The 15,237-nt window shown below is 62.5% G+C and carries 17 protein-coding genes; 5 read left to right on the top strand and 12 right to left on the bottom strand.

The window, feature by feature from the left end; all coding sequences use genetic code 11:
• The first annotated feature begins 29 nt into the window (after nucleotides 1-29).
• Complete coding sequence (locus AC1RNP_RS08635; protein ID WP_493050841.1) at nucleotides 30-491, top strand: cupin domain-containing protein; 462 nt, start codon at nucleotides 30-32, stop codon at nucleotides 489-491.
• A 154-nt stretch (nucleotides 492-645) separates the two neighbouring features.
• On the opposite strand, the gene AC1RNP_RS08630 is transcribed toward AC1RNP_RS08635, so the two are convergent.
• The 9 genes from AC1RNP_RS08630 to AC1RNP_RS08590 form a co-directional block, all read right to left on the bottom strand.
• Nucleotides 646-1,485, bottom strand: coding sequence for a universal stress protein (locus tag AC1RNP_RS08630; protein WP_493050840.1), 840 nt, complete (start codon nucleotides 1,483-1,485; stop codon nucleotides 646-648).
• A gap of 109 nt (nucleotides 1,486-1,594) precedes the next feature.
• Complete coding sequence (locus AC1RNP_RS08625) at nucleotides 1,595-1,849, bottom strand: cyd operon YbgE family protein (RefSeq protein WP_493050839.1); 255 nt, start codon at nucleotides 1,847-1,849, stop codon at nucleotides 1,595-1,597.
• Nucleotides 1,849-1,953 carry a cytochrome bd-I oxidase subunit CydX gene (gene cydX / locus AC1RNP_RS08620; RefSeq protein WP_493050838.1) on the bottom strand — a complete coding sequence of 35 codons (105 nt, stop codon included), beginning with the start codon at nucleotides 1,951-1,953 and terminating at the stop codon, nucleotides 1,849-1,851. The genes AC1RNP_RS08625 and cydX overlap by 1 nt, the downstream gene beginning before the upstream one ends.
• Nucleotides 1,953-3,074: a cytochrome d ubiquinol oxidase subunit II gene (gene cydB / locus AC1RNP_RS08615; protein WP_493050837.1), complete on the bottom strand. Its 1,122-nt coding sequence runs from the start codon at nucleotides 3,072-3,074 to the stop codon at nucleotides 1,953-1,955. Before cydB ends, cydX begins: the two co-directional genes overlap by 1 nt.
• Nucleotides 3,071-4,648 (bottom strand): cytochrome ubiquinol oxidase subunit I, encoded by a 1,578-nt coding sequence (locus tag AC1RNP_RS08610; RefSeq protein WP_493050836.1) that lies wholly within the window; start codon nucleotides 4,646-4,648, stop codon nucleotides 3,071-3,073. Before AC1RNP_RS08610 ends, cydB begins: the two co-directional genes overlap by 4 nt.
• Before the next feature lie 6 nt (nucleotides 4,649-4,654).
• On the bottom strand, nucleotides 4,655-4,774 hold the full coding sequence (gene cydP / locus AC1RNP_RS08605; RefSeq protein ID WP_493050835.1) for a cytochrome oxidase putative small subunit CydP: 120 nt from the start codon (nucleotides 4,772-4,774) through the stop codon (nucleotides 4,655-4,657).
• A gap of 256 nt (nucleotides 4,775-5,030) precedes the next feature.
• Nucleotides 5,031-6,044: a L,D-transpeptidase gene (locus AC1RNP_RS08600; RefSeq protein WP_493050834.1), complete on the bottom strand. Its 1,014-nt coding sequence runs from the start codon at nucleotides 6,042-6,044 to the stop codon at nucleotides 5,031-5,033.
• Between the two features lie 91 nt (nucleotides 6,045-6,135).
• Entirely contained in the window at nucleotides 6,136-6,858 is a 723-nt protein-coding gene (locus tag AC1RNP_RS08595) for a murein L,D-transpeptidase catalytic domain family protein (protein WP_493050997.1), read from the bottom strand.
• Between the two features lie 217 nt (nucleotides 6,859-7,075).
• Nucleotides 7,076-7,786 carry a helix-turn-helix domain-containing protein gene (locus tag AC1RNP_RS08590; RefSeq protein WP_493050833.1) on the bottom strand — a complete coding sequence of 237 codons (711 nt, stop codon included), beginning with the start codon at nucleotides 7,784-7,786 and terminating at the stop codon, nucleotides 7,076-7,078.
• 239 nt (nucleotides 7,787-8,025) lie between these two features.
• On the opposite strand from AC1RNP_RS08590, the gene AC1RNP_RS08585 reads away from it, so the two are divergent.
• From AC1RNP_RS08585 to AC1RNP_RS08570, 4 genes are all read left to right on the top strand, one after another.
• Nucleotides 8,026-8,448: a universal stress protein gene (locus AC1RNP_RS08585; RefSeq protein WP_493050832.1), complete on the top strand. Its 423-nt coding sequence runs from the start codon at nucleotides 8,026-8,028 to the stop codon at nucleotides 8,446-8,448.
• Between the two features lie 93 nt (nucleotides 8,449-8,541).
• Complete coding sequence (locus AC1RNP_RS08580) at nucleotides 8,542-9,294, top strand: response regulator (RefSeq protein WP_493050831.1); 753 nt, start codon at nucleotides 8,542-8,544, stop codon at nucleotides 9,292-9,294.
• Nucleotides 9,295-9,301: 7 nt separating this feature from the next.
• Complete coding sequence (locus AC1RNP_RS08575; RefSeq protein ID WP_493050830.1) at nucleotides 9,302-11,308, top strand: PAS domain S-box protein; 2,007 nt, start codon at nucleotides 9,302-9,304, stop codon at nucleotides 11,306-11,308.
• Nucleotides 11,309-11,379: 71 nt separating this feature from the next.
• Nucleotides 11,380-12,237 carry a ribonucleotide reductase N-terminal alpha domain-containing protein gene (locus AC1RNP_RS08570; protein WP_493050829.1) on the top strand — a complete coding sequence of 286 codons (858 nt, stop codon included), beginning with the start codon at nucleotides 11,380-11,382 and terminating at the stop codon, nucleotides 12,235-12,237.
• Nucleotides 12,238-12,365: 128 nt separating this feature from the next.
• Here AC1RNP_RS08570 and AC1RNP_RS08565 read toward each other — a convergent pair whose 3' ends face one another.
• The 3 genes from AC1RNP_RS08565 to AC1RNP_RS08555 are packed head-to-tail and all read right to left on the bottom strand — an operon-like array spanning nucleotide 12,366 to nucleotide 15,197.
• The gene (locus tag AC1RNP_RS08565; protein ID WP_493050828.1) at nucleotides 12,366-13,016 is read right to left on the bottom strand and encodes a BON domain-containing protein; all 651 of its coding nucleotides are present in this window, start codon (nucleotides 13,014-13,016) and stop codon (nucleotides 12,366-12,368) included.
• A 47-nt stretch (nucleotides 13,017-13,063) separates the two neighbouring features.
• The gene (locus tag AC1RNP_RS08560; protein ID WP_493050827.1) at nucleotides 13,064-13,699 is read right to left on the bottom strand and encodes a BON domain-containing protein; all 636 of its coding nucleotides are present in this window, start codon (nucleotides 13,697-13,699) and stop codon (nucleotides 13,064-13,066) included.
• Between the two features lie 49 nt (nucleotides 13,700-13,748).
• Entirely contained in the window at nucleotides 13,749-15,197 is a 1,449-nt protein-coding gene (locus AC1RNP_RS08555) for an MBL fold metallo-hydrolase RNA specificity domain-containing protein (protein ID WP_493050826.1), read from the bottom strand.
• Nucleotides 15,198-15,237 lie beyond the last annotated feature (40 nt).

Here is a 15,237-nt window from a genome sequence, read left to right as displayed (position 1 = left end):
ACACCATCAATCACCACCCGGAGACAAGCATGCGCCTCTTCTATCGTTGCCTCGCATCCGCAGCCCTTTGCCTGACGGCAGCTCAAAGCTCCGCACAGGCACTCTCGTCACCGATCGCATTGAAGCGGCCGGCCGACAATCCAGCCTCCTATTCCGAGACACTGCTGCAAACCACTGGTTCGTGGGACGGGACGCCATACTTCCGATATCCCAGCGGCCAACCACAGATCAGCGTGTTGCGGATTTACATCCCCCCGCACAGTGTTCTGTCCTGGCACCAGCATCCCACGATAAGCGCCGCCTATCTTCTCGCTGGGAACCTCACGCTGGAGAAGCGCGACAGCGGGCAACAACGCACTTTCCACGCTGGAGAGGCCATTACCGAAACCGTTGATATCACGCATCGTGGACGCACTGCAGAACAATCGGCCACACTGATCGTGTTCTATGCGGGAAGCCCGGGACTCCCGTTGAGTATCCAAGTGTACTGACGAAATGGCTCGCCAAGCCCGATCAGTACCCCAAGCCTATGATTCGAGCATAGGAAGCAATGCCTGAACAGATGTCGTTTGCGCGTGAGTTCAAGCGGGAGCTGGCTCAATTGGTACAATTTTGTCTCAATCGAGACACCCCTTTGTCAAACCATCAACTGGACAGCAACAACGGTAAATTGGCTGCTGACAACACCATCTTGCTGGCACTGCCAAAGATGATCTCCCCGATTCTCGGTCGGGCCACCGCCCCCATCACTAGCAAGTCTGCATCGTGTGTCGCGCACTGCTCCAGCAGAACCTTGCCTGCGTCGTCTCCTTGATGCTGCTGAAGCTCGACATTCACGCCATGACGCGCCAGATGCGCGGCCATGTCGGCACCCGGTTCTGCGCTTAACTTTCGTTTGCCTCCCGTCTCCGGCACTACCACCAGAACCACCCTCTCGGCAGCAACCAAGAAAGGTATCGCATCCGAGATCGCACGCGTTGCTTCACGGCTTCCATTCCATCCGACCACAATACGGCGTGGAATTCCGTCGAGCGCGCAACCATCCGGCATCAGAATGCAAGGACGACCGGATGCGAGAATCAATCTTTCGGAAAGACTCAGCATGGAGCGATCGGCCTGCTGCGCCGCCGGTGCCCCGAGGATGACCAGGTCGGCATGCCGCGCATGGAGCATCAGCTCATCGCCGGATTCCTCTTCTGAAATCCTCCACTCCGAGGTGAAACTTCGCCGATCCGTCAATGCGTCGAACTCCTTGCGCATGCATCGGCTTTCCTCAAGAAAGTTCGCCTGATGCTCGTCCAGCATGCTGGAGAAGCCCGCCCCGATCGCAAAGCCCGCATAAATCTCCATCGCCAGAGGATGTGCCACAAAAACGGCGATCAGGTGAGCCTGCCAATGCTTCGCCAGCGTCACGGCGGAGGACAGGCGCTCCCGATTTCCGGTTGAGTATTGTTCGAGAAAGACGACGATATCCTTGGGGGGCACAGGGGCATTCCTCTTCATTGCGTCTTGCCAGTGTCCGTGCCCACGTCGAATACGTATTGATTTCGATCAATCCGGCACTCGGGGAACGAGACGCCCCCTGCTCCGCCATCTACGTGGAAAATTTCCACACAAGAACAAGGAGGACCCATGTCGTCCACAACCACACTGGCCGCAAGATCGATCGCAACCATGGGTTTTCCGGCACGTATCCGACGGCATGGATGAACAATCCAGATACGATTAGCAGCATGGGCATCAGAAGACCATGCTCGAAGCTCGTCAGGGCGCCCCCGCGCATCGCGGGCAAGAACAACAACCCAATCGCGCTCGCCGCCGCGAGCATCAACGAGAACGCCCGCGCCATCAACGCTCGCCCACCTCGTCCACGTGCAGTTCGTGCCAGAGCGCATTGAGAATGGCGAAACTGCAGGCCAGCGCCAATCCCAGAATCCAGCTGAAGTACCACATCACGTCACCTCCTGCTTTTCGATATGCGCCCGGGTTACCTGACCACGCATCACCCGGAACGCCCAGGCCGTGTATGCAATCACGATCGGCAATAGCAACAGCGTCGCCACCAGCATGATGCCGAGCGTTTTCTGGCTGGATGAGGCGTCCCACACGGTCAGGCCGTGGCTGGGTTCGGTCGAAGACGGCAACAGGAACGGAAACAACGCGAATCCCGCGCTCAGGATCACACCGGCCACCGCCACACCGCTGGCGATGAAACGCAAACGTGAGCCGCGTACACACGCCACCGCCACCATGGCAAGCAATGCGGCCAGGGGAATGACAATGCTCCAGGGATGTTGCCGATGATGTGCGAGCCAAGCGCCGCTGGACAGCAATACTTGTTTACCCAAAGGATTGGATGGAGCATCGGCTGCGATGCCACCGGTGATGACGGGCGCCGAAATCGCCAGCAGCCATACGCCACATGCGGCAAAGCTGACGACCGCGAACAGGCTGGCGGTATGCGCGATGCTCCGTGCTCGTTCGCCAACGACTCCTTCAACCTTCATGGATGCGAACGTGGCGCCATGCATGACGAACAGGGCGAGGCTTAGCACGCCCACCAGCAACGCGAAGGGATGGAACAGCCCCAGGAAAGTCCCGTCGTACATCGGCAGCATCCGCTCGCTGAAGTGGAACGGCACGCCCAGGAAGAGATTGCCGAACGCTACGCCGAACACCAGTGGCGGTACGACGCCTGCCACAGTCAACGCCCAGTCCCACGCACCACGCCAACGCGCTTGTGGGAGGCGGTTGCGAAAAGCGAACCCCACCGGCCGCAGGATCAGCGCCAGCAAGACCAACAGCATCGCGAAGTAGAAGCAGGAGAACGAAGCCGCGTATAACAACGGCCAAGCGGCGAAAACCGCACCGCCGCCGAGGATGAACCAGACCTGGTTGCCTTCCCAATTCGGCTCGATCGCTTCGATCGCCATCCGGCGCTCGACGTCGTCACGCGCGATCAGGCGCAGGATCGCCCCAAGCCCCAGATCGTATCCGTCGGTGACAGCGAAACCGATCAGTAGCACGCCCAGCAGCCCCCACCACACCAGACGCAGGGTGTCGTAATCAATCATCGCGGGGACTCCTGATGCGCCGCATCGCGACGCGAAGCGGAAGAGAGAGGCCATAGCCCCATGCGATCCGGGCCGCTCTTGATCGCCCGAACCATCAGTAGCACGTCCGCCACCGCCAAGCCGGTATACAGAATCATGAAGCCGACCAGGCTCGCGGCCACCTGCGAGGAACTGGTGGAAGACACGCCCAAAAACGTCGGCAGCACGCCATCGATCGCCCAGGGCTGTCGTCCATACTCGGCGACGATCCAGCCGAGCTCGGCCGCGATCCAAGGCAATGGCAGGCTCCACAAGGCCACGCGCAAGAACACGCGCCGCTCGAACCTGCGCCTGCTGGCGAGATAGAACGCATAGGCGAACAGCACGATGAAGAAGAACCCCAGCGCCACCATCACACGGAACGACCAGAACAACACCGGCACGTTGGGCACCGTGTCCCATGCGGCCCGCTCGATCATGGCCTCGTCGACCTGCGCAGCATCGGCCGCATACCGCAAGGTCAGCAAACCAAATCCGAGGTCCTCGCGCACGGCCAGGAAGCGGGCGCGCTTGTCTACATCCTTCGGATCGGCACGCAACGCATCCAGCGCCTGCATTGCCTCCAGTCCCCTCCGAATCCTCGCCCGATTCTCTTCGACCAGTTCATGGATGCCCGGCACCTGCTCGTCCAGTGAACGCGTCGCGATCAAACCCAGCGCCCATGGAATGTGGACTGCCGCATCGGTCCGCCGTCGCTCCATGCTGGGCATGCCGAACAGCGTGAAGGACGCCGGCGCCTGTTGCGTGTGCCACTCGGCCTCGATCGCGGCGATCTTCATTTTCTGGTTTTCCGAAGCCGTGTAGCCGCTCTCGTCCCCAAGAACCACCGTGGAAAGCGCGGCCGCCAATCCGAAACTGGCCGCGACCGTCATCGATCTGCGCGCCATCTCGACATTCCGGTTGCGCAGCAGATACCAGGCACTGATCGACAGCACGAACATCGCGCCTGTGACATAGCCGGCGCTGACCGTGTGCACGAATTTGGATTGCGCCACCGGGTTGAACAGCACCGCGGAGAAATCGACGATTTCCATACGCATGGTTTCGAAGTTGAATTCCGCACCGACCGGATTCTGCATCCAGCCGTTGGCGATCAGGATCCACAGTGCCGACAGATTCGCGCCGATCGCCATCAGCCAGGTGACCGTCAAGTGCTGCAGCCGGCTCAGGCGTTCCCATCCGAAGAAGAACAGGCCCACGAAGGTGCTTTCCAGAAAGAACGCCATCAGCCCTTCGATCGCCAGGGGCGCACCGAAGATATCGCCGACATAATGGGAGTAGTACGCCCAGTTGGTGCCGAACTGGAACTCCATGGTGATGCCTGTCGCCACGCCCATGGCGAAGTTGATGCCGAACAGCACGCCCCAGAAGCGGGTCATCTGCTTCCAGATCTCGCGCCCCGACATCACATACGCGCTCTCCATGATGGCGATGATCAGCGCCAGGCCAAGTGTCAATGGCACGAACAGGAAGTGATATAGCGCGGTCAAGGCGAACTGCAGGCGGGACAGATCTACGACATGCAGGTCAGGCATGGAATTTCACCTGGAAGGAAGGATGCGCCGTGCGACATCGGCGTCATCCGGCGATGCGCGATGCGATGGAGAAAAGAACAAAAGATAAAGTGCGACCAACGCTAGAAGCTTGATCACTACCGTCATGAAAACACCCCGCAGCAGGCGCGTTCTGACGGGAAATGCGGTTGCACCCGCGAATTCCGATCGCGACTTCCGGCTCGATATCGGTCGGCGCGAGGAACCGGTTCTCGCCGGCGCCTGGAGTTCGGAATCGCGGTGTCGTCGCGTCGGGCCTGTCATCGCCTTCCTGCCACGGGGCTTGAAGTGATGGGAACACGTGCCCTTGCAGCGAGTATTGATTCAGATCAAGAAGCGACTGCCGATCTGACAAGAAGTGGAATCATTTCGGATCCACGCCGATCGATGGCACAGCCTCCATGACAGTCCGCTCGGTTTCGCGCGGAGACAATGGCTCGTCGGTGGCGATGATGGTCGCACCAGGGCGAAGTGCGTCATAGAGCGATTGCAGGAAATCCTGCGACAGGGAGATGCGGCCCGACGACACGGCATCTCGCAAGGCGAAAGAGTCCGCCTCCCCATCGGGAACGGAGAGTGACATCCAGCGCAGCGCCGGACGGCCGGCAATGACTCTGCTCGGCCCGTCTCCCATTCCCTCGAGCAGGACATAAGCATGCGTGCCTTGCAGCGGGGCGCCTTCCACTTTGAGCAACGCCTGCCCGATCTGCACCGCATTGCGGATCACCACCACTTTGCGATCGCTGGTACTGAGCAGAACCGTGATGGGGCCTTCAGGGGCCAGTTCCGGATTCCAGACGTAGTCGGCTGTTGCCGGTGAATCCTCTGTCCATACCACACCCGTCGAGGTGTCTATCGGCGCGAATAGACCGGGAGACGTGACCGACGGCGGAGAGATTCCGGATGCGGCCACGACCACGACTGTCCCCGGCGCCGTCTCCGCGAACAGTCGTTCGGCGAATCCCTTCGGCAATCTTATGCAGCCGTGCGAGGCCGGATAGCCTGGCACCCGGCCGGCATGCAGCGCGATGCCACTCCAGGTCAACCGTTGCATGTAGGGCATCGGCGCGTTGTTGTAGAGATTGGAATAGTGCTCGCGATGTTTCTGCAGAATCGTATAGACCCCCGCGGGCGTCTCATGACCGGACTTGCCGGTGCTGACGGTGGACACGCCAATCCGCACTCCGTTGCGATACACGTAGGCCTGCTGCCTCGGCAGGCTCACCACTACGACCATCGGGCCGGATGGCGCGAGTTGCGGAGTCCAGACATATTCGCCCGGCCGCAGGGACTCGGCCTGCGTGGCCGGGCTTGCCGACGTCACCGTCGCCACGCCGCACAGGATCGCGAAGACGATGACGAGACACTTCAAGGACAACGATGCACTCCACCAGCTGCGTTATTGCGCAGCATGGCGCGACCGCCACAGGCGGTCTTGATCGGGATCAATCCTGTGTGCGGGCCGGAACCTACTTTTCAGCGCGTGCGCCGGACCTCATGGCGAGCGGGTTCTTGCATCCGAGCATGCGCGTACTTTTCAGCCACGCCGCGTCCGGATAGTAGGCAAACAACAGTTGCCCGCTCTTGAGGGCATCGATGACCGGCCGTGCCACGGCTTGCCGAATCGCCGGACAGCCGTAGCTTCGTCCAAGCCGGCCTTGTCGTTGCGCGAGGGTCGGATCGACATACCAGGCGCCATGCATCACGATCGCCCGGTCACGCGCATGATCGTTGAAGCCCGGCTCCAGCCCGTCCAGGCGCAACGAATAGCCGTTGCCACCCATGTAGGTTTCCGCGGTCTCGAACAGGCCAAGGCTCGATGCGTGACTGCCGTCCGCGTTGGAAAATACGGCCGCGAAGTTGTCGCCGCTTCCGCGGCCATGGGCGACGTACTCGGAAAACAACAGGCGGCCGCTGGCCAGATCGAAAATCCATAGCCGGCGCTGCGTGGAAGGACGCGTGTAATCGATGACCGCCAATCGCTGCGCCTGCACAGCCTGCCCGCTCGATTGCGCACAGGTGCGCGCTTCCAGCGCCATGGCCAGGATGTCGGGATCTGCGTCGGGCGCCGCCTTGTGCAGCGAGGCGAGCGTCACGGTCTCGCCGATCAATCCCGCCTTCGGATTTTCCGGCGTGGGGGTGGCTGCCGTCGCGATCGAGGCGGACAGCAACAACAGCGCACTGCCCACCACGTGGCGGAGATGCGCGACATGACGTCGGCGTCCCTGCCAACAAACGATGGGCTGAAGCGTCACTTCCGGCTCCGCGGACAAACTCGGACTGTAGACGTGTGGGACTCGCGGCCGGATTTCAATCCGGCCCGCAGACCCTAGCACACCCCGAGGCGACGGTGTCCGTGTGACCGGGCCGGTTCAATTCCACCGGCCCGCGATCCGAAAAGACGCGGGTTCAAACCATCAGCATTGCACGCAGGGCAACCGGGTTCTTGATCAGGATTTCCCTGCCCCCCACTTCGATCATGCCCGAGCCCGCCAGGCGCGAAAGCGCCCGCGTCACGGTCTCCAGCTGCAGCGCCAGGAAGCTGCCCAGTTCGGCCCGGGTCATGCGCAGCATCACATGCCGGGCGCTGAAACCCAGCGCGGTGAAGCGCGCGGCCAGGTCCAGCAGGAAGATGGCCACCCGCTGCTCGGCGTTGAGGGTGCTTAGCGCCAGCATCCATCGCCCGTCACGGCGCAATTCGCTGGCCAGGGTGGCGGTCACGGCGGGAAGCAAATCCATATTGCGTTCCTGCAACACCGTCAGCGGAAGCTCCCACACTTCGCTGGTGTCCAGGGCGACGGCATCGCAGGCATAAGTAGGCATGTCGAAGGAATCGATGCCCAGGAGATCGCCGCGCAGATGGAATCCGGTGATCTTCTCGCGGCCGTCCTCGCTCAGGACGCAGGTCTTGAAGAAACCGGCGTGCACGAAGAACAGCGAATGGCAGGGCTGTCCGGCGCGGAACAGGGTCTGCTTGCGCTGCAGCCGGCGGCGCGACAATGTCAGCGGCTGCAACAGCGCTTCCAGCCCTTGCGGCATCGCAGGCACCGGGGCATCCCGCGTGACGACGATATCCGGAGTGAGTGAACTTTCTTCGTATGCCGTGCGGGTATCCAACATGACCGTGTCCTCATCGAGCCTGACTGCAGGCTATGGGAGGAACGAAACGCGCGAGTGTTGATCGTGTAACGGTTTGTAACAATACGCGACGCCCCGCGACAGGACACGGCAGCAGCGCTTGCCGGTTGGGCCTTGATGCAGATCAATGGGGATCCAGGGCCGATGTCGGAAGCTGCCGGCGCCGAAGACATTCCCCGTACATTCCCGTCGCAGTCGGCAACGACGGCAGGAGCCGCACCATGAAGATTCTGTTGGCCGTCGACGGCAGCCCGATCAGCACCCGCGCCGCCGGTTTCGCCGCGAAGCTGGCATCGCAATTCGCGCAGCCGCCGGAACTGATCCTGTTCCATGCCGACCCGCCGTTATTGCAGGCGGTGGCGGTCAAGCTGGGGCTGGAGGCGGTGAAACGCTATCACGAGGAAAATGGCAACTACGCGACCAAGGCCGCACGCGCGCGGCTCAAACGCGCCCGGACCGCCTTCGTGACGAAGCTGGTGGTCGGCGAGCCCGCGCCCAGTATCGTCAAAGCCGCCAGGGCTGAACGCTGCGACATGATCATCATGGGCTCGAAGGGGCATAGCGCGCTGCAGAACCTGTTCCTGGGCTCCGTGACAGCCAAAGTGCTCGCCGAGTGCGATATCCCGGTCGTGGTCGCCCGCTGAATTCCCCCGTTTCGGAACAAGACCGGACAGCGGAACCTCTCATGACCGGCAAAGAGGCTAACATGCCCCTAATCATCCGGGTGCATCAGCCTGATGTCGGCTTCCGATACCACGCAAAACCGCCAGCTTCCCAGGCAACCGCACGTCCTCGTGGTTGACGACGACGTCGAAATCGGCGCGATTCTTTCCCGCTACCTGGGCTCGCAGGGACTGCGTGTCAGCCTCGCCGAAGACGCCGCGCACCTGCGCGTAGCCATGCAGTCTCCGGATTACGATCTGATCCTGCTCGACCTCGGGCTTCCGGATGCGGACGGCCTGAGCCTGATGCGCGAGCTGAGTGACCGCTGGCAGGGGCCTGTGATCATCGTCAGTGGACGGGGCGAATCCGTCGAACGCGTCGTCGGCCTCGAACTGGGCGCGGACGACTATGTAACCAAACCGTTCGACCTTCGCGAATTGCTCGCGCGGATCCGCTCGGTCCTGCGCCGGGCGCGCGCGCCCGCCGAGGAGCCGAAGGGCCACGCCGGCAAAGGGCTCGAGTTCGATGGTATGCATCTTGAGGTGCCGGCACGCCGCCTGACCGGTCGGGATGGTGTCGAGATCGCCTTGACCAGCGGCGAATTCGATCTCCTGCTTACCTTGCTGCAACGACCTCAACAGGTTCTCTCCCGCGACCAGCTGATGACCGCTCTCCACGGCCGCGACGCCGGCCCTTACGATCGGGCGATCGACGTGCAGATCGGGCGACTACGCCGCAAGCTGGAGATCGATCCGGCGAATCCATTGCTGATCAAGTCCGTGCGCGGCGCGGGCTATCTGTTCGCCGCCGCGGTCAAGCCGCGCTGAGGGCCTCATGTTTCCCCAACTCTTTGAGATGGTTCCCGACGCCCTGATCGTGGTCGACACATCCGGGCGCATCATCATTGCCAATCACCAGGCCGAAGCCCTGTTCGCCTACCCGCCTGACGGACTGACCGGACTGAGCGTCGAACACCTGATTCCGGAGGACGTGCGCACACGCCATCGCGGGCATCGCGCGGGCTACATGGCATCGCCGCGCATCCGCCCGATGGGCGACGGAGGCATGGCGCTGATCGGATTGCGCAAGGACGGCGCGACGTTCCCGGTCGAGATCGCTTTGAGCCCGCTACAGACCGAGAATGGCCTGCAGTATCTGGCGTCCATCCGCGACATCTCCGAAACACAGCGCGCCCGCCAGGCGCTCGTGCGGGCACGCTACGATGCCCTGGTGGCGCGCATCGGCCAGCAAGCGCTGGAGTTGACTGATGAACAGGGCGTCGTAGCCGGTATTCCCAAGCTGCTCGAAGACGCCCTGGGCGTGGAAACGGTGGCGGTGGTGCTGTTGCGCGAAGATGGACAATCGGAAATCCATGCCTCACATGGAGCCGAGGATGAGATTCTTGGCACGCCGGGAGCGCGAGGGAAAGCAGCTTCTTTCACGGTCACCAGCCAAGCCTGGATCGTGGAGGATTTGACGCGAGAGCCGCAGACATTTCCACTGACCGGCGCCAAGGCAGGAAGCGGTGCCGTCGTCCCGTTGCTGAACCGGGACCGCCCCATCGGTGCGGTGCTCGCCTGGTCGAGCAAGAAGCACCGCTTCGACCACGATGCCCTGCATCTGATGCAATCGGTGGCCAATCTGCTCTCAGCCCTATTGCTACGCCGACGCACCGAGGACCAGCTTGCACACTCACAGCGTCTGGATGCGATCGGACAGCTCACCGGCGGCATCGCGCACGATTTCAACAATCTGTTGACCGTCATGTCCGGCAGCCTGCAATTGCTGGAATTGCAATACGGACAACAACCGGAGGCCGCTGACCTGATCGCCAGCGCCCTGCGCTCGGTCACGCGCGGGGCCGAGTTGACGGGCAAGCTCCTGGCCTTCGCCAGGCGGCAACGACTGGTCCCCAGCGCGGTCGCCCCGCAGCGGCTCCTGCACGATATGGAACAGATGTTGCGGCGGACGCTGGGCGATACGATCCGCCTGAAGGTCACCTGCGCCGATACGGTGCCAGCGGCATACGTGGACGCCTCGCAGCTGGATTCGGCGCTGCTGAACCTGGCCTTGAATGCAAGGGACGCAATGCCGCGGGGCGGCGACATCACGCTGATGGCCGAGGAGCGGCGAATTCCCGAACGGGATGCCAGGCAGGATCTGCCGGCCGGCCGCTATGTCGTGTTCTCGGTGGCCGACACAGGGGTCGGCATGGCACCGGAAACCTTGTCCAGAGCGGTCGAACCGTTCTACACGACCAAGGGCATCGGCCGCGGCAGCGGACTGGGATTGAGCATGGTGTACGGCTTCGTCGAACAGAGCGGCGGCCACCTGCACATCGACAGCCGGCTCGGATACGGAACGCGTGCGGAACTGTTCCTGCCGATCGCCCACAAAACAGAGACGAAGCCGGCCGAGGCACCCCGCCCGCTGTCCGCCGGATCGGGCGAAACCGTCCTCATCGTGGAAGACGAGGCAGGCGTTCGCGAGATCGCCGCCGCGTTCGTCCGTTCCCTTGGCTACCGGGTGCAGGCGGTCGGCGACGCGCAGCAGGCCCTGGACGTCCTCGCGACCGATGACACGGTCGCCCTGCTTTTCAGCGATGTCATGCTGGGCGTCGGAATGAACGGGAAGGAGCTGGCGCAGTCCGCGCGAGAGCGGCATCCGGAACTCGCCGTTCTGCTGACCTCAGGTTACGAGGATTCCGCCAACGGCACCGAATCCGAAGCCTTCGAACTGCTGCGCAAGCCCTATCGCCTGGAGGATCTGGCGGCCGCCTTGCGCCGCAACCTCGACCACGAAGGCCGGGGAAGAACACCCGGTCATGAGAGCTCTCATTGATGCGGGTCAAGTCCTGAGAGGGCAATGCGGGCGACAGTGTCGCCATCATCGCATCGGCATTCGGGATTCTCATGAGCTTCACCACCGAGTTCGCCCACCCTCGATCCGTCGAGGTCTGGGACGCCTGGTATCGCTGGCGCGAGGACGCCGCCCTTCGCGATGTGACCGTTGACGACACCTGGTGGCGGGTCGCAAAGACTGCCGCAGCCGCCGAGACGCAACAGGGCTTGCTCTGGGCACATCGCTTCTTCAGCGCGTTCAGCCGCTGGCGCATGTTGCCGGACGAGAGGCTGCTTTGCCATGCCGGCACATCCGTGCCCGTGGAGAACCTGGAAGCCCCGGTCGCCGTCCTCAACGCCGCCGCCTTTGTGCGGATGCCCTTGCAGACTTATACCTATTTCGACCGCGATCTCTTCCTGGATATGGCAGCGCTGTCGGTACGCTTTCTGGACGATGCGCTGGAGACCTTCGACCCAAACGCCAGGACCTCCGGTTTACGTGTGGGCATCATTGGCCTGAACGATGCACTACGCCTGTTGCGACTCCCCAACGGCTCCGCCGAGGCCGTTCTGCAGGTACAAACGATCGCCGCCGCGCTGGCGGAAGGATGCCTGCGCGGATCGGTCGACCTGGCCGAGGAACGCGGCGCGACCGTGCACGGCGAGCGGCTAAACACGCTGCTGGAAATCTGGCGCAGGCGGGGAGTCCCGGGAGCGCTGATCGCGCAGGCGGAAAAATTCGGGTTGCGTTACGACGTGCTGACGGCGTTTCGTCCTTACCCCCGGCTTTCGCAGCTGGCCAACGTCATGGCCGATCTCACCGCCGCACCGGCGGCGCACCAGGAGGGGGGCGCTGGCGCCCCGCGAGGCGTCTTGCTGACAGCGATGCAGCCCTATCTGGATTGCCCCATCGAAGGCTTGGGTCGATAAAGCATCGAGATCGAGGGAATGAGCAGGTGCCGGATTCGTGACCACGACCACCGGAGAGCGCTGAAAAACAGATGGCCGCCCTCCAAGGGCGGCCAAGTGATTGGAACAGGGCTCGGCTAGAGCAGGACTCAGCGCACCTTGACCAGGTTATCAACAGTCTTCACCCCCGCTGCCAGCCACGCCGTGTCTTCGACGATCTGGCGGGCAAGCCAGTCGTCGACCTTGCCCTTGAGCGTCACGTTGCCGTCCTCATCCACGTCGACACGGATTCTCGGGTTGTCGAGATTGGCGTGCCTGTGGATCGCTTCCTCGATGGACTCCTGGACGGCCTCTTTCTTCTCGGCACTGCGAATGACGATGCCGTTGTGCAGGTCCGTAATTCCAGCCAGATGCTTCAATTCCTGCTCGGCCTCGGAGCGCTGGTAATCACAATCGACAGTTCCAGACAGCGTCAGGCAGCCATCCTTCACCGCCACCTTGATCGCCCCCTGCGGCAGGCGATTGCTCCAGTCGAGCAAGGCCACGGCACGCTTGGCAATCTCCTCGTCGCTGATGGAGGCACCGTTGGCGTGTGAGATATCGACATCGAGGATGATGTTACGCACGCCTCTGACCCTGGCAACGGCGTCGGCCAGGGCCATCTTGTCCGCGAAGCTGCGCACATGCCCGGACAGAGTCACGACACGGTCATGGACCGAGACCTCGATATTCGTCGCATCGACCTTGGGATCAAAGCTCAACTCGTCGATGACGTATTGCTTCAATTTTTCGCTGTTCATGTTGTTTCCTGCTGTCTGTCCGAATCGAAAACCAGCTGCCCGCGGCGCTAGCGGATGCGCAGATGTCCATCCACGATGCGAACACCGGGCGTGGACCACGCGGCATTCTCAACCGCCTGCCGTTCGTCCCAATTGTCGACATCCCCATCGAGACGCACGACACCGTTATTGAGGACTTCGATACGAATCCGGCTGGCTTCGACCTCGGCATGCCGCTTCAAGGCATCCTCGATGTGCTGCTTGATGTTCACGACCTGAGGGATCGGCGCGAGCTGAATATCGTTGGTGACGCCCTTCACCCCGCCGAGCTTTCGCACCTCGGATTCCGCCGAAGCTCTCTGGTAGTTCCAGTTCACTTGCCCGGACAGATTGACCCAGCCATCGGATACCCTGACGCGAATCGCGTCATGAGGCACCATGGTGTTCCAGGCGAGGATATTGAGGATCCGCTGCGCGATCTCATCATCGTTCTGCTTCTTGTCGCTCGGCAGGCGCACCTTGATTTCCTGTGCGATGCCCTTCACGCCTTTCACCCGCCAGGCCGCGCGTTCGGCTGCCATTTTCTGCGCGTAATTGCTGACGAAGCCGCTCAATGTGACCACGCCGCTCTCAGCGGCAACGCCGATGTCGGCTGCGTCGATGCTCGGCTCGAACTCAAGCTCGTCGATGACGAACTGGCGCAACTCTTTGTCGTTCATTGCCTCTCTCCTGCCGGGATAGATGGATCGATGATCATTGCGCCACAGCGGCGACGGGGCGGCTTTGATCTGAGTCAAGGGAGTCCCGGTTCATCTGCAGAAGATCCACGCTTTCGCGATACTCCGGAACACTCGCGTCCCAATGCAGACCCCGCTCGATGCGCTTGCGCAAGGCATCCGCGGCATCAGGTTCGCCATGCGTGAGGAAGACGGCGCGGGGCCTGCGGGGCATGGCGTCCAGCCAGGCGATGATTTCATCGGCATCGGCATGCGCTGACGCGCTGGACAGCGCGACCACTTCGGCATTGACCGTCACGTCCTGTCCGAAGATGCGGATCGACTTGGCGCCCGCCGCCAGCGCGGCACCGCGAGTGCCGGCGGCCTGGAAGCCACTCAGCAGGATGGCATTGCGCGGATCGGGGGCGAATTCGATCAAATGGTGCAATACGCGTCCGCCCGTCGCCATTCCGGATGCCGACACGATGATCATCGGCCCCTTGCGGCGGTTGAGCGCCTTGGACTCTTCGACAGTACGGACTGGTCGAACCGTCCGTCGCATGACATCCAGCGCGGCCGCATCCAGACGGTGCAGCGTCGGGAAACGCTCGTAAAGCGCTGTTACCTCGGCGGCCATGGGGCTATTGAGGTAGACGGGCACCTGCGGAATCTCGCCCTCCAATTGCAGGCTTGTGATCAGGTGCAGCAACAGCTGCGCACGCCCGACCGCGAATGCCGGGATGACAGCCACGCCACCACGCGCGAGCACGCGCACAAGGGCCTTCTGCAGATCCTCCTTGAGCGTTCCGGGTGGATGTCGACGGTCCCCGTAGGTGGATTCGCAAACGATCCAGTCGCATTCCGCGGGTGCGGCCGGCGGCGGCATGATCGGGTCCTGCGGCCTGCCGATATCCCCGCTGAAGGTGATGCGTGTTCCGCCATGATCGAGCGTGACCGCGGCGGCGCCCAGGATGTGCCCCTGACGGCGCAGCAGCGCACGCACACCCGGTACCGGCGTGAAAGGTTGGTCGAAAGGCACCGCACGCAATCGTTCCAGACTGAGCTGCGCCTCGCGCTCTGTATACAGCGGCAACGCCGGATGGTGGCGCGAAGAGCCGACGCGGTTCGCGTAGCTTGCTTCTTCTTCCAGCAAGCGCCCGGAATCGGGCAGCAGGACGCCGCACAGAGCCCGGGTGGCGTCCGTGCACCACACCGGTCCTCGAAACCCTTCGCGTATCAACCGCGGCAGGTAACCAGCATGATCCAGATGCGCGTGGGTCAGGATGACCGCGTCGATCGAGTCCGGCGCGACCGGAAATGGCGCCCAATTCCTCAGCCGCAATGCCTTGTACCCCTGGAACAGCCCGCAATCCACCAACAACCGTGCGTGCCCGGTTTCTACCAGATGGCGTGATCCGGTGACGGTGGCATTGGCACCGAGGAATGTAAGCCGGAAGCACGCAGCATCGGCGGAAAGTGAGGACATGATCGCCAGGCCCCATCGAAATAGACGAAGGGATTAGACT

Source organism: Luteimonas sp. GW821-FHT14E02 (assembly GCF_058803905.1).
This window is presented reverse-complemented; position numbering and strand designations above follow the sequence as displayed.

What these genes read in the sequence shown, in the direction of transcription:
- AC1RNP_RS08610 (WP_493050836.1), bottom strand. Translation starts at nt 4,648, where the DNA reads ATGCCTGACCTGCATGTCGTAGATCTGTCCCGCCTGCAGTTCGCCTTG.
- AC1RNP_RS08580 (WP_493050831.1), top strand. Translation starts at nt 8,542, where the DNA reads ATGTCGGCTTCCGATACCACGCAAAACCGCCAGCTTCCCAGGCAACCG.
- AC1RNP_RS08575 (WP_493050830.1), top strand. Translation starts at nt 9,302, where the DNA reads ATGTTTCCCCAACTCTTTGAGATGGTTCCCGACGCCCTGATCGTGGTC.
- cydX (WP_493050838.1), bottom strand. Translation starts at nt 1,953, where the DNA reads ATGTGGTACTTCAGCTGGATTCTGGGATTGGCGCTGGCCTGCAGTTTC.
- AC1RNP_RS08565 (WP_493050828.1), bottom strand. Translation starts at nt 13,016, where the DNA reads ATGAACAGCGAAAAATTGAAGCAATACGTCATCGACGAGTTGAGCTTT.
- AC1RNP_RS08570 (WP_493050829.1), top strand. Translation starts at nt 11,380, where the DNA reads ATGAGCTTCACCACCGAGTTCGCCCACCCTCGATCCGTCGAGGTCTGG.
- cydP (WP_493050835.1), bottom strand. Translation starts at nt 4,774, where the DNA reads ATGACGGTAGTGATCAAGCTTCTAGCGTTGGTCGCACTTTATCTTTTG.
- AC1RNP_RS08590 (WP_493050833.1), bottom strand. Translation starts at nt 7,786, where the DNA reads ATGTTGGATACCCGCACGGCATACGAAGAAAGTTCACTCACTCCGGAT.
- cydB (WP_493050837.1), bottom strand. Translation starts at nt 3,074, where the DNA reads ATGATTGATTACGACACCCTGCGTCTGGTGTGGTGGGGGCTGCTGGGC.
- AC1RNP_RS08585 (WP_493050832.1), top strand. Translation starts at nt 8,026, where the DNA reads ATGAAGATTCTGTTGGCCGTCGACGGCAGCCCGATCAGCACCCGCGCC.
- AC1RNP_RS08555 (WP_493050826.1), bottom strand. Translation starts at nt 15,197, where the DNA reads ATGTCCTCACTTTCCGCCGATGCTGCGTGCTTCCGGCTTACATTCCTC.
- AC1RNP_RS08625 (WP_493050839.1), bottom strand. Translation starts at nt 1,849, where the DNA reads ATGGCGCGGGCGTTCTCGTTGATGCTCGCGGCGGCGAGCGCGATTGGG.
- AC1RNP_RS08635 (WP_493050841.1), top strand. Translation starts at nt 30, where the DNA reads ATGCGCCTCTTCTATCGTTGCCTCGCATCCGCAGCCCTTTGCCTGACG.